This window comes from Lactococcus sp. LG606, from assembly GCF_017309645.1.
GTDB lineage: Bacteria > Bacillota > Bacilli > Lactobacillales > Streptococcaceae > Lactococcus > Lactococcus petauri.
Map to the genome: position 1 here is coordinate 42,859 of NZ_CP071301.1, position 13,845 is coordinate 56,703.

Annotated in this window: 12 protein-coding genes and 1 riboswitch; all 12 genes read left to right on the forward strand. The window is 39.0% G+C overall.

Translation table 11 applies throughout. The features are described from left to right. The first annotated feature begins 50 nt into the window (after positions 1-50). Positions 51-1,877 carry a molecular chaperone DnaK gene (gene dnaK / locus J0J35_RS00255; protein ID WP_004259123.1) on the forward strand — a complete coding sequence of 609 codons (1,827 nt, stop codon included), beginning with the start codon at positions 51-53 and terminating at the stop codon, positions 1,875-1,877. Positions 1,878-2,025: 148 nt separating this feature from the next. Continuing rightward, positions 2,026-2,424, forward strand: coding sequence for a Spx/MgsR family RNA polymerase-binding regulatory protein (locus tag J0J35_RS00260; RefSeq protein ID WP_206917016.1), 399 nt, complete (start codon positions 2,026-2,028; stop codon positions 2,422-2,424). Between the two features lie 179 nt (positions 2,425-2,603). Continuing rightward, positions 2,604-3,305, forward strand: coding sequence for a DeoR/GlpR family DNA-binding transcription regulator (locus tag J0J35_RS00265; protein ID WP_206917019.1), 702 nt, complete (start codon positions 2,604-2,606; stop codon positions 3,303-3,305). Further along, a complete protein-coding gene (gene pfkB, locus J0J35_RS00270) occupies positions 3,302-4,228 on the forward strand; it encodes a 1-phosphofructokinase (RefSeq protein WP_206917021.1) in 927 nt (308 codons plus the stop codon). Before J0J35_RS00265 ends, pfkB begins: the two co-directional genes overlap by 4 nt. Positions 4,229-4,242: 14 nt before the next feature. Beyond that, complete coding sequence (locus J0J35_RS00275) at positions 4,243-6,147, forward strand: fructose-specific PTS transporter subunit EIIC (RefSeq protein ID WP_019293248.1); 1,905 nt, start codon at positions 4,243-4,245, stop codon at positions 6,145-6,147. Positions 6,148-6,258: 111 nt separating this feature from the next. Next, a complete protein-coding gene (locus J0J35_RS00280) occupies positions 6,259-6,501 on the forward strand; it encodes a type B 50S ribosomal protein L31 (protein WP_003135050.1) in 243 nt (80 codons plus the stop codon). A 216-nt stretch (positions 6,502-6,717) separates the two neighbouring features. Next, a complete protein-coding gene (locus J0J35_RS00285) occupies positions 6,718-7,269 on the forward strand; it encodes a DUF177 domain-containing protein (protein ID WP_206917023.1) in 552 nt (183 codons plus the stop codon). A gap of 101 nt (positions 7,270-7,370) precedes the next feature. Continuing rightward, positions 7,371-8,066 carry a response regulator transcription factor gene (locus tag J0J35_RS00290; protein ID WP_019292077.1) on the forward strand — a complete coding sequence of 232 codons (696 nt, stop codon included), beginning with the start codon at positions 7,371-7,373 and terminating at the stop codon, positions 8,064-8,066. An 87-nt stretch (positions 8,067-8,153) separates the two neighbouring features. Next, positions 8,154-9,644, forward strand: coding sequence for a HAMP domain-containing histidine kinase (locus J0J35_RS00295; RefSeq protein WP_019293246.1), 1,491 nt, complete (start codon positions 8,154-8,156; stop codon positions 9,642-9,644). Positions 9,645-9,777: 133 nt separating this feature from the next. Further along, positions 9,778-9,945: riboswitch (Lysine riboswitch) on the forward strand. Between the two features lie 88 nt (positions 9,946-10,033). After that, positions 10,034-11,605: an ABC transporter permease subunit gene (locus J0J35_RS00300; RefSeq protein ID WP_019293245.1), complete on the forward strand. Its 1,572-nt coding sequence runs from the start codon at positions 10,034-10,036 to the stop codon at positions 11,603-11,605. Next, entirely contained in the window at positions 11,606-12,343 is a 738-nt protein-coding gene (locus tag J0J35_RS00305) for an amino acid ABC transporter ATP-binding protein (RefSeq protein ID WP_019292074.1), read from the forward strand. Between the two features lie 139 nt (positions 12,344-12,482). After that, positions 12,483-13,844, forward strand: a complete 1,362-nt coding sequence (murD, locus tag J0J35_RS00310; protein WP_206917025.1) for a UDP-N-acetylmuramoyl-L-alanine--D-glutamate ligase — start codon at positions 12,483-12,485, stop codon at positions 13,842-13,844. Position 13,845: the final 1 nt, after the last annotated feature.

The window sequence follows — 13,845 nt, forward strand, 5'->3', positions numbered from 1 at the left end:
AAACTATAAGAATAGATAAAAACAATAAAATAAAAAAAGAGGTAAAGCATATGTCTAAAATTATTGGTATTGACCTTGGTACAACAAACTCAGCAGTAGCAGTTCTCGAAGGAACTGAAGCAAAAATTATTCCAAATCCAGAAGGAAATCGCACAACACCATCTGTTGTTGCTTTTAAAAATGGTGAAATTCAAGTTGGTGATGCTGCAAAACGCCAAGCCGTAACAAACCCAGATACAATCATCTCAATCAAATCTAAAATGGGTACAAGTGAAAAAGTTTCTGCCGGTGGTAAAGAGTACACACCTCAAGAAATTTCAGCAATGATTCTTCAAAACTTGAAAGCAACAGCTGAAGCATACTTGGGCGAAAAAGTTGAAAAAGCAGTTATTACAGTCCCAGCATACTTCAACGATGCACAACGTCAAGCAACAAAAGATGCTGGTAAAATCGCTGGTCTTGAAGTAGAACGTATCGTTAACGAACCAACAGCAGCAGCTCTTGCTTACGGTATGGATAAACAAGACAAAGATGAAAAAATTCTTGTCTTTGACCTTGGTGGTGGTACATTTGACGTTTCAATCCTTGAACTAGGTGATGGTGTCTTCGATGTATTGTCAACAGCAGGTAACAACAAACTTGGTGGTGATGACTTTGACCAAGCCATCATTGATTACATGGTCGCAGAATTCAAGAAAGAAAACGGCATTGATCTTTCACAAGATAAAATGGCCCTTCAACGTTTGAAAGATGCAGCTGAAAAAGCGAAAAAAGACCTTTCAGGTGTAACTTCTACTCAAATTTCATTGCCGTTCATCACAGCTGGCGCTGCTGGCCCACTTCACTTGGAAATGACACTTACACGTGCTAAATTTGACGAATTGACTGCTTCATTGGTTGAAGCAACACGCGAACCTGTACGTCAAGCCCTTTCTGATGCTGGTCTTTCAACTTCTGATATCGATGAAGTTCTTCTTGTTGGTGGTTCAACTCGTATCCCAGCAGTTGTTGATCTTGTTCAAAAAGAAACAGGTAAAACACCAAACAAATCTGTTAACCCAGACGAAGTTGTTGCTATGGGTGCAGCAATCCAAGGTGGTGTCATCACTGGTGACGTTAAAGACGTTGTCCTTCTTGACGTAACTCCACTTTCACTTGGTATTGAAACAATGGGTTCTGTATTTACAAAACTTATCGAACGTAATACAACAATTCCAACATCTAAATCACAAGTCTTCTCAACTGCAGCAGATAACCAGCCAGCAGTAGATATCCACGTCCTTCAAGGTGAACGTCCAATGGCAGCAGATAACAAATCATTGGGTCGCTTCCAATTGACAGATATCCCTGCCGCACCACGTGGTGTGCCACAAATCGAAGTCACATTCGACATCGACAAAAACGGTATCGTATCTGTTAAAGCAAAAGATTTGGGTACGCAAAAAGAACAAACAATCGTTATCAAATCTAACTCAGGTCTTTCTGACGAAGAAATCGATAAAATGATGAAAGATGCTGAAGCAAATGCTGATGCTGACGCAAAACGTAAAGAAGAAGTAGACACACGTAACGAAGCGGATGCTCTTGTTTTCCAAACTGAAAAAACAATCAAAGAACTTGAAGGTAAAGTTGACGAAGCAGAAGTTAAAAAAGCAGAAGATGCTAAAGAAGAGTTGAAGAAAGCTCTTGAAGGTGAAGATATTGCCGATATCAAAGCTAAATCAGAAGCACTTAGCGAAATTGCGCAAAATCTCGCAGTAAAACTTTACGAACAAGCCAGCGCTGAACAAGCAGCAGCAGAAGGACAAGAAGCTGGATCAGAAGAAGGTCCTAAAGATGACAATACTGTTGATGGTGACTTTGAAGAAGTTAAATAAAACCGTAGTTCATAAAATAAAAAAGTTCGAGATATTGATGCTCGGCTTTTTTATTTTTTCTGAAAACCGTTTCATTTGTTTTCAATCTCATAAAATAAGATAATAAAAATAAGAAAGAGAACCTGGACGTGATAGAAAGGAGGTTGGCATGCTTAAGATTTATACCATCTCCTCTAATCAGGAGACGAAAGCAGTAGAGAGCTGGCTCTATGCCCATAAAGTCAAGTTTGTCGAAGTTGATCTTCTCAAAGAACTGGTTTCGACTGAGGAAATTCTCCGAATTGTTTCTTTAACTGAACATGGAGTTGAAGAGATTATCGCAACAGAAACACGGGCTTACACACGTTTGAACCTTAATTTCAATGACTTGAAGTTAGAAGATTTTATGGAGCTGTTAGAAGAAAATGCTACTCTATTGAAAGTTCCACTTATATTTGATGAAAAACAACTTCAAATCGGTTTTGATGAAGATAAGATGCAAAGGTTTTTAGAAAAGCCAAGTAAAAAAGTTACTGACATAGAACAGCAAGAAATGCAAACAGGCTAGGTTCTCTAAAGAGCAAAGGAATCGCAATTCCTGGCTCTTTTTTTATTTAAGAATAGTATATGAAGGAAATCTATATAAATTTCTTTCTTTTTTTTTTTGTAGTTTTTGGAAGTTTTTGATTGACTTTGAAAGAAAATGGTGTATAATATAAATGTAAACGAATTCAGGAGGAGGGTCATATGCTCGCGACGGAACGCAAGGAAAAAATAATGAGCTTGCTCAAAGAGCAAAGAACAGCGACTTTAGAAGAACTTTTAACAATAACTCAAGCTTCTGTCTCGACTTTAAGGAGAGATCTCAATGAGCTTGAAGAAGAAAATGCCTTACGTCGTGTTCATGGAGGCGCAGAACTCCAACAAGATCTTTCAGAAGAGTTATCTATCTTTGAGAAATCTTCCAAAAACGTTCAAGAAAAAGAAAAAATCGCAACTATAGCTTTTGAAAAGATAAAAGAAGGCGACATTATTTACTTGGATGCTGGAACTACAGTTGCGCCACTTTGCCATTTGCTTAATCAGTCGGGCAAGCGTGTCACTATCGTGACTAATTCGATTAGCCATTTACCAAAATTAACCAGTGAAAACCTCATCGTTTATTTGCTTGGTGGTCGAGTGAAACGTCAAACTGATGCCATCATTGGTAGTTCGGCCATCGCTCAACTTAGTACTTACCGTTTTAATCTTGCATTTATCGGAGCTAATGCTTTTGATGAAGAGCTGGGGGCTATGACACCGGACAGTGAAGAAGCAGCGATTAAGTCACAGGCCATTCGTCAAAGCCGGACAAGCTATCTCCTCCTGGACAGTAGTAAAATCGGTCAAACAAGCTTTGTTAAGTTTGCAGAAAGTGACCAAATAAAACTTATAACGGAGAAATTATGATATACACAGTGACACTAAATCCAGCATTAGATTATTTCATGGATTTTGATCAGGCTAAACTTGGACAAGTCAACCGAGCGACAGAAACGCGTATGCTTCCTGGTGGTAAAGGAATTGTTGAAAGTCGCATGATGTCCCTTTTAAAGGTAGAAAATACGGCTCTTGGTTTTCTTGGTGGTTTCCCTGGGAAATTTATTCAAGATTATCTTGAAAATATCGGAAGCCAATCCGATTTCACTCCAATTGCAGGAACAACACGCATTAATACAAAAATCAAAGTCAATGCGCAAGAGGAAACCTCCTTTGATGCTGCTGGACCAGACTTAACAGATGCTGAAATTCAGGCCTTCCTAAGTAAATTTGACGATCTACAAAGTGATGACATTGTCGTTTTTGCTGGTACTATCCCTAAAGCTTTAGGGGAAGACTTCTATGAAGTCTTGATTGAGAAAGTAAAAGCCAGAGGCGCACAGTTTGCTATTGATGTTGACGGACAAAAGTTGCTGAAAACATTGAAACATGAGCCACTCATCATCAAACCTAATCGTGAAGAATTGGAAGAAATCTATTCTGTTAAGTTTAAAACCAAAGAAGATATTATCCCTTATGGTCAAAAACTTTTAGCAGAAGGGGCACAAAATGTCATGATTTCTATGGCAGGTGATGGTGCTTTACTCTTCACAGGTAAGGAAACTTATTTTGCCGCTCCAATCAAAGGAGAGTTGAAAAACTCTATCGGTGCAGGAGATTCAACAGTTGCAGGTTTCCTTGCGGAATGGAGCCGCAGCCAGGATACTTTAGCAGCCTTTAAACAAGGTGTTGCCTGTGGTACAGCTAAGGTCTTCTCAGAAGACATGCCGAGTGAAAGCTTCTTAAAAGAATGCTTTGAAAAAGTAACAATCGAAAAAATAAACGAAGATTAGAAAAGAGGAAGATTATGGAAATCAAAGATTTACTCAAAACAGAAGTCATGATTTTGGACCTTCAAGCAACGACTAAAGAAGCTGCCGTGGATGAAATGGTAAACAAGTTAGTCGCAGAAGGTTACGTCAGTGATTTTGATACATTTAAAGCTGGAATTATGGCTCGTGAAGCGCAAACTTCAACTGGTTTGGGCGATGGTATTGCCATGCCACACAGCAAGAATAAAGCGGTTGACGAAGCTGTTGTCCTGTTTGCAAAATCAAATGCAGGTGTGGATTATGCAGCCCTAGACGGACAACCTGTTAATCTTTTCTTCATGATTGCAGCACCAGAAGGCGCAAATGACACACACTTGGAAGCTTTAGCACAACTTTCTAAGTTCCTCTTGCAAGCTGGATTTACAGACAAAGTAAAAGAAGCAAAATATCCGCGTCAAGTGTTAGAGCTTTTCTCTGAAGATACAGAAGAAATTGAGCAAGTCACTGATAGCGAGCATTATGTTTTAGCCGTAACAGCATGTACGACAGGTATTGCACACACTTATATGGCTGAAGAAGCACTTAAAAAACAAGCTGCTGAAATGGGCATCGCCATCAAAGTTGAAACAAATGGGGCGCGTGGGATTGACCACAAGCTGACTGCTGAAGATATTCAAAAAGCTGACGGTATCATCGTTGCAGCGGATAAGAAAGTGGAAATGAATCGCTTTGCAGGGAAACCGATGGTGCAAGTTCCTGTCGCTGCCGCTATTCGTCAACCCGAAGAACTCATTAATAAGGCAGTTTCTGGTAATGCACCAAAATTTGAAGCTGATGCCGCTGATGAGGCAAAAGAAGAAAGCTCTGGCGGTATTGGTAAAGCCTTCTACAAACACCTTATGGGTGGTGTATCTGCAATGTTACCATTCGTTGTTGGTGGTGGTATCTTGATTGCTCTTGCCTTCTTGATAGACCAATCAATGGGTGTTCCTAAAGATCAATTGGCCAACCTTGGTTCTTATCATCCGATTGCGGCTTACTTTAAAAATATCGGGGGCGCAGCCTTTGCTTTCATGCTTCCAGTCCTAGCTGGTTTTATCGCCAACTCAATTGCAGATAAACCTGGTTTAGTTGCAGGTTTCGTTGCGGGTTCAATGGCTGCCTCTGGTCTTGCCTTTGGCAAACTTGATCCGGCTACAATGATTCCATCAGGTTTCCTTGGCGCTTTAGTTGGTGGTTTCATTGCTGGTGGTGTCATTATCCTCTTGCGTAAGCTCTTGACTGTCTTGCCTAAATCGTTAGATGGGATTAAAGCAATCTTGATTTTCCCACTTTTAGGGACATTCATCACAGGATTGCTCATGCTTTTCATCAATATTCCGATGGCAGCAATCAATACAGGCCTTTCAAACTTCTTGAACAGCCTTAATGGAGCATCAGCTTTAGTTCTTGGTATTATCGTTGGTGGTATGATGGCAGTTGACCTTGGTGGACCAATTAACAAAGCTGCTTATATCTTCGGTACAGGAACATTGGCCGCAAGTGTTGCTACTGGTGGCTCAGTCGTTATGGCAGCAGTTATGGCTGGTGGTATGGTTCCACCTCTTGCAACTACAGTTGCCGTCCTCTTCTTCAAAAATAAATTTACAAAAGAAGAACGTCAATCAGGTTTAACAAATATTGTTATGGGACTTTCATTTATTACAGAAGGTTCCATCCCATTTGGTGCTGCTGACCCAGCACGTGCTATTCCTTCATTTGTTGTTGGTTCAGCCTTAGCAGGTGGACTCGTTGGTGCGGCAGGTCTTAAATTGATGGCACCACACGGGGGTATCTTCGTCTTAGCTCTAACAAATGGCCCACTTTTATACCTTCTCTTTGTTTTGATTGGTGCTCTTGTTTCTGGTTTGATGTTCGGTTATTTGAAAAAAGAAAAATAGTATTTTAAATAACAAAAAAGCTTGAATTTCAGCAACAAATCTGTTAGAATATTAAGGTCTAACAAACTTTGGTCTGGCAAACAGTCCAAGGCAGAAAGGAAATTTTGCAAAATGAAAAAAGACATCCATCCTAATTACCAACCTGTTGTGTTCTTGGATACAACTACTGGTTTTAAATTCTTGAGCGGTTCAACTAAAGGTTCGAAAGAAACTGTTGAATGGGAAGACGGAAACACTTATCCATTGATTCGTGTGGAAATCTCTTCTGACTCACATCCATTCTACACTGGCCGTCAAAAATTCCAAGCAGCGGACGGACGTATCGCTCGTTTCAACAAGAAATATGGAAAATAAAAAAGTGCTTCGGCGCTTTTTTATTATCGCTCTAATTTGCTATGGTAAATCAAGTCCAACTGTAAGCAAATTCTGAACATCTTTTAGTTCATTGGGCTATAAAAATTAAAAAAAATATCATATAATAGAAACAGATAGTATACACATATAAAATTAAAGGCATGCGTGAATATGCCTTCTTTTAAACTCACTATAAAGATAAAGGAAAAATAAAATATGAAATGGTCTATTTTAGAAGTATCAAAAAAGAAAATAATTAAATTCGAAGAAGCGCTTGATTTAACGCAAGAACTTAAGCAACGCTCAGAAGAAATCCTTGATGCAAAACCTGTAAATGTTCAAGGACAAATCGCCTATGACGATGGCATCTATTACTTGGATTATACACTTGAAGTGGATTTGACTTTACCATCATCACGGAGCTTGAAGCCAGTAGAGTATCTTATGTCAATCGCTGTGAATGAAGCCTTCACCACAGATGAGTTTCTTAAAAAGAATGAAGATTTACTGGACAGTGACATAATATTTACATTGGAAGCAGATTGGATTAGTATATCAGAATCGGTAGCTGATAATATTCTTTTAGAAATTCCCTTGCAAATTTTAGCAGAAGATGAGAAAGCTGGAGCCACAAGTTTACCTTCTGGCAAGAACTGGTCTGTCTTGTCTGAAGCAGACTATCAGAAACAAAAAGAAGAAGAAGCAGATAAAGAAAATAAATCACCTTTTGCAGGATTGGCAGATTTCTTTTCCGAAGAAAAAAATTAAGAAAAATCTCATAAAACACTTGCAACAAAATTACAATTATATTATAATTTCATTATAGAGGAAATAAAATTAAAAAGAAAAGATATTAATGAGGCTAAACTATGAATTCATCTAAACGTATTTTGATTATCGAAGACGATAAAAACATTGCGAGATTTGTTTCACTTGAGCTTGAACACGAAGGATATCAAACTGCGGTTCAAGACAATGGTCGTAAAGGTCTTGAAGAAGCAATGTCAAAAGATTATGATTTGATTTTGCTCGACTTAATGCTCCCAGAGCTGGATGGCTTTGAAGTTGCACGACGCTTACGCCGTGAAAAAGATACACATATTATTATGATGACTGCACGTGATTCAACTATGGACCGTGTAGCAGGTCTTGATATTGGAGCGGATGACTATATTACAAAACCATTCGCAATTGAAGAATTGTTAGCGCGTGTCCGTTCACTCTTCCGTCGTGAAGACCATATCCACACGATTGAAAAATCAGACAATACTTCATTCCGTGATTTGGTAATTGATAAAACAAACCGCACTGTACATCGCGGAAAAAAAGTTATTGACCTTACACGTCGTGAATACGATTTGCTTTTGACCCTGATGCAAAATGTGGGTGATGTCGTAACACGCGAATACTTGGTTTCTGAAGTATGGGGTTACGAAGAAGGTACAGAAACAAACGTTGTTGACGTTTATATCCGCTATTTGCGTAACAAAATTGACGTGGAAGGCCGCGAAAGTTATATTCAAACGGTTCGTGGTATGGGATATGTCATGCGTGACCGCAAATAATATAGGGAATATATAAGAAGATTTCTAGTGGCTTTGCCACTAGATTTATTCCTTTTATGGCGATGTAAAGAAATAGAAAAATGCGACATGGTAAAATTTTTTGATTCGAAGAAGAAAAAAGCAGAAAATCTGCCCGAGCGTAAGCGAAGCATCATGCTACGTTGGGCCTTTGCAAATACGATTTTTTGTTTTATAACCTTCACTATTTTTACAGTATTAGTTTATCAACTGACCATAACAACCTTCATCAATTCTGAAAAAGAGGACATGATGAAAGCTCTGGACAATGTTGAGCAAAGTTTGTCCCAATCGGAAAGCAAACTGTCGGAGGACAATCTTGCGAATTATTTGGCTTATGCCAAAGACTACACAGCATCCAGTCAGGGAAAAGAAAATGAGCTAGAAACACTTGGAAGTATGATTGGTTCTAGGAAGTCTTTTTATGTCTTTGATGTCGGTGAAAATTTGATTTATTCGACCAATTCGTATGGTTTCCCGCTAAGGAAAGATGTGGGGGATTCTACTCATGCTGTACGTACATTTGGTGAATATTCTGGTTATTTGGTTGAACGACCCGTTCATTCTAAGAAAACAGGGAAACTGATTGGCTATGTGCAGGCTTTCTATGATATGAGTTATTATTACAGCGTGCGAACAAAGCTGCTGATTGCCCTGATTATCTTAGAAATTATTGCTCTCTTTATTGCTCAGTTTGTCGGTTATTTTATGGCAAGTCGCTATATCAAGCCTCTAGAGCGTTTGCACGATGCGATTACTACACGTGCCAATAATTTGAAGGCGGATTTCAAACCTGTAGTGATTCAAACAGGCGATGAAATTGAAGAACTGGCGACTGTTTATAACGACATGATGATTAAGCTTAACGATTACGTTGATCAGCAGAAACGTTTTGTTTCTGATGTCAGTCACGAGCTACGTACGCCACTTGCAGTTTTAGATGGTCATTTGAATCTCTTGAATCGATGGGGGAAAAATGATCCTGAAGTGCTTGAGGAGTCTTTACAGGCCAGTATAGAAGAAGTTAGCACGATGAGAACGATGTTAGAGGAGATGCTTGCATTGGCCCGTCTTGAAAGCATTGATTTTCAAGATGAAGATCTGATCTGTGATCCAACAGAAGTTTCTAATTTTCTTAAGAAAAACTTTCTCCTTATTCATCCTGATTTAAATTTAACTGTTGAGAATTACTTGACGCCGGGTAGTTTGGCTCATATTTATCCCAACCATTATGAACAAGGCTTAAAAATTTTGATTGATAATGCGATAAAATACTCGCCTAAAGATCGCCAAGAAGTGAAAATCCATCTAGAAGAAGATGACAAATACATTATTACAACAGTTGAGGATCGTGGCTATGGCATTAGTCAAGAAGATTTAAAACATGTCTTTGAGCGCTTTTTCCGTGCCGATAAAGCACGAAATCGAGATATAGGTGGAACAGGTCTTGGTCTGTCTATTATCCAACGCATAGTGGAAAACTATGACGGGGATGTCAGTGTGACTTCCATTGTAGGCGAAGGATCGAAATTTACTTTAAAAATTCCTAAGATTAAATAAACATAAAAAATCTAGTGATTATATAAAAGTACTTATTGGGCTTTTAATCTTATTTCTTGAGTTTTTTGATAATTCGAGAAAATTGTTGACATTCGTTTAAAAAAAGGTTAAGATTTAAAATACAATATACAAATAAAATGATAGAGGTCGCAATGAATAGGAAGTTTTACTGAGCTGGACAAGCGTTGAAGTAAAACGGAGGAGACATTGCCGAAATGAATTCACTCGTCCAAGTGAGTTTGTTGGGGCAGCAAGGGATACTTGCTGAACTGTCGCAGTTTTGCGGAGTGCTATTCGTTACTTACTGATAATATGAATCACGTACAACGTTTAGCAACCTCTCTGTGTAAAGGTTGCTTTTTATTTGGAAAAATGAAAGAGAGAGTATTATGAGAAGAACAAACTTATTCTTACTTGTCGCGACGTTGTTTACGGTATTATTTATCGGTAGTTCAAAAGTGAGTGCAGAACAGTTCCGTGTCGGAATGGAAGCTGCATATGCCCCTTTTAACTGGACACAATATGATGATAGCAACGGTGCTGTCCCTATTGATGGTGTAGATGGTCAATGGGCTAATGGTTACGATGTACAAGTTGCAAAAAAACTTGCTGATAAGTTAAATAAAGAATTAGTAATCGTCAAATCAAGTTGGGATGGCTTGCTGCCAGCTCTAAAATCCGGAAAAATCGATGGCATTATTGCAGGAATGTCGCCAACTGCGGAACGTAGAGAACAAATCGCCTTTTCAGAACCGTATTACACATCTAACCTTGTAATGATGGTCAAAAGTGGCGGTCCCTTTGCTCAAGCATCGAGTTTAGCAGACTTCTCTGGTGCAAAAATCACTGCTCAGCTGGGAACTTTTCACTATAACATGATTGACCAGATTGAAAGTGTTAACAAGCAAACAGCAATGAAAGATTTTTCAAGCATGCGTGTGGCTTTACAAAGTGGAGCCATCGATGGTTATGTAGCTGAACGTCCCGAAGGAGTGACAGCAGAGAAAGCAAATCCAGACTTCAAAATGATTGAATTTGGCGAAGGAAAAGGTTTTGTCACAAACTCTGATGATACAACAGTCGCAGTAGGTTTACGTAAAAATGATCCCAACTTACCTGTAATTAATAGCTTTTTGACAGGTTTTACACCTCAAGACCAAAAAGAACTGATGGATGAAATGATTGCTGCTCAACCAGAAGCTAAAACACAAGGCGCTTGGTATGATCAAATTATCAGTATTGTAAGAGATAACGGCAAACAGTTTCTTAATGGTACAGGGATGACCTTATTCATCTCTTTGATTGGTACGATTATTGGTACGGTTTTAGGTCTTCTTATTGGTGTTTATCGTACTATTCCAGAAATTAGTAATAAATTTTTAGCCTTTTTACATAAAGTATTTGGCTGGCTTATTTCAGCTTATATTGAAATTTTCCGTGGTACACCAATGATTGTTCAAGCAATGGTGCTTTACTATGGAACAGCTCTAGCTTTTGGCTTGAGTTTGGATCGGACCTTAGCTGCGCTAATTATTGTGTCCATCAATACAGGTGCTTATATGTCGGAGATTGTACGTGGCGGTATTTTCTCTGTGGATCAAGGGCAATTTGAAGCCGCGCAAGCTATCGGAATGACGCATGGGCAAACTATGCGCAAGGTTGTTTTACCACAAGTCTTGCGAAATATTCTTCCAGCAACAGGAAATGAATTTGTCATTAATATCAAAGATACATCAGTCTTATCTGTAATTTCAGTAACTGAGCTCTTTTTCCAAGGGACAACAGTGGCGCAACAAAACTTTATGTATTTCCAAACCTTTGCTGTCATCTGTGCAATTTACTTTGTCTTAACATTTACAGTAACACGTATTCTACGCTTTGTAGAAAGAAAAATGGATGGACCAGACGCTTACGTCCCAATCCAAAATCAAATGCAAGTACAAGAACCGGGGGACGCTTAAATGACAGCAATCTTAGAAATCAATCATTTAAAAAAATCATTTGGCAGTAATGAAGTGTTAAAAGACATTCACTTAACGGTAAATCAAGGCGAAGTTATTTCGATTATTGGTTCATCTGGAAGTGGTAAATCGACATTACTTCGTTCAATCAATTTATTGGAGAAGCCATCTGGTGGGGAAATAATTTATAAAGGTGAAAATGTTTTAGCAAAAGGCTTCGATATTCCTAAATATCGCACGCATCTGGGCATGGTTTTCCAAAGCTTCAACTTGTTTAACAATATGAATGTTATCGAAAATGTTATGGCTGGGCAAGTTACAGTATTGAAAAAAAGCCAAGAAGAAGCTCGGACTATTGCGCTCGAGAATCTGGAAAAAGTGGGCATGGCAAGCTTTGCTAATGCCAAACCTGCACAACTCTCCGGCGGACAAAAACAACGTGTGGCGATTGCTCGTGCGATTTCTATGAATCCAGATGTGATATTATTTGACGAGCCGACTTCAGCGCTTGATCCTGAAATGGTAGGCGAAGTCTTACAGACAATGAAAGGACTGGCTGAAACAGGCTTAACAATGGTTATCGTTACACATGAAATGGAATTCGCGCGTGATGTAAGTGATCGTGTAATTTTCATGGATAAAGGGGTTATTGCTGAAGAAGGACGGCCAGCGGAAATCTTCGGAGCTCCGAAAGAAGAGCGGACGCGAGCTTTCCTTTCACGCTTCTTGAAAGCTTAAATAAAAAGAGCAAGCTTATGCTCTTTTTTTCTTTGCAAAAGACCTCTTATTTTCACAGTAAAACTTTCAAATACAAACTCTATATTGAAAAAATAGGTAAATAGCGGTAAAATAGAGGGAAGTAGAAAGAATAGGAACAATGAAAAAAATCAAAACTTTTGAAGAAAAAAAAGTACTCATCCTCGGATTAGCAAAATCAGGAGAAGCTGCAGCCCGCTTGCTTCATACTCTAGGTGCACACGTAACTGTAAATGACGGAAAGGCTTTTGAAGAAAACCCTGCCGCGCAAGCCCTCTTGGAAGAAGGCATTGAAGTTATCTGTGGTAGCCATCCCCTTGAACTTTTAGACGAAGATTTTGATTTTATGGTAAAAAATCCAGGTATTCGTTATGATAACCCAATGATAAAGAAAGCATTGGATAAAAAGATTCCAATTGTTACAGAAGTTGAACTTGCTTATCTTGTTTCGGAAGCTCCAATTATTGGGATTACTGGAACCAATGGTAAGACAACAACAACAACGCTGATAGCAGATATTTTAAATGCGGATGGTCAGTCTGCAAAATTAGCAGGAAATATTGGTTTTCCCGCTTCTGAAGTAGCTGCCCAAGCGAGTGCTCAAGATACTTTGGTAATGGAACTCTCAAGTTTTCAACTGATGGGAATTGTAGACTTCAAGCCTCAAATCGCTCTCATTACCAATATCTTTTCATCGCATTTAGATTACCATGGCTCTCAAGAAGCTTATGAAGCTGCCAAATGGCGGATTCAAGAAAACTTAACTTCTGAGCAATACCTTATTCTCAACTTTAATCAGGAAAAATGTCGTGCTCTAGCAGAGCATACAGCAGCTCGAGTTGTGCCATTTGCAACTGAAAATAAAGTTGATGGTGCTTATGCGCTGGAAGGTAAACTTTATTTTCGTGATGAATTCATCATGGATGCAGATGACCTAGCTTTGCCTGGGGAACATAATTTAGAGAATGCTCTGGCAGCAATAGCTGTTGCCAAGCTTTCGGGTGCTAAAAATCATGCAATTATTGAAGTGCTGACAAGCTTTTCGGGTGTGAAACATCGCTTGCAGTATCTTGGTGAACTTGCAGGACGTAAAGTCTACAATGATAGCAAGGCCACAAATATACTGGCAACAGAAAAAGCTTTGTCAGGTTTTGAAAATAGTCGCTTATGGCTCTTAGCTGGCGGACTAGACCGTGGAAATGGCTTTGAAGACCTTGCGGATTCTGTAACAGGGATTAAAGGTATGGTTCTTTTTGGGGAGACTGCACCAAAGCTGCAAGATCTTGCAGATCGCTTGCAGATTCCAACACTCCACAGTGAAAATGTCGCAACAGCTCTTAAAGCAATCTTTAATAAGACGGAAGAGGGGGACACTATTTTACTTAGTCCTGCTTGTGCCAGCTGGGATCAGTACAAGACCTTTGAAGAACGTGGGGATATGTTTATTAAAGCTTTCGAAGAATTGAAAGGTGAATGGAAATAGT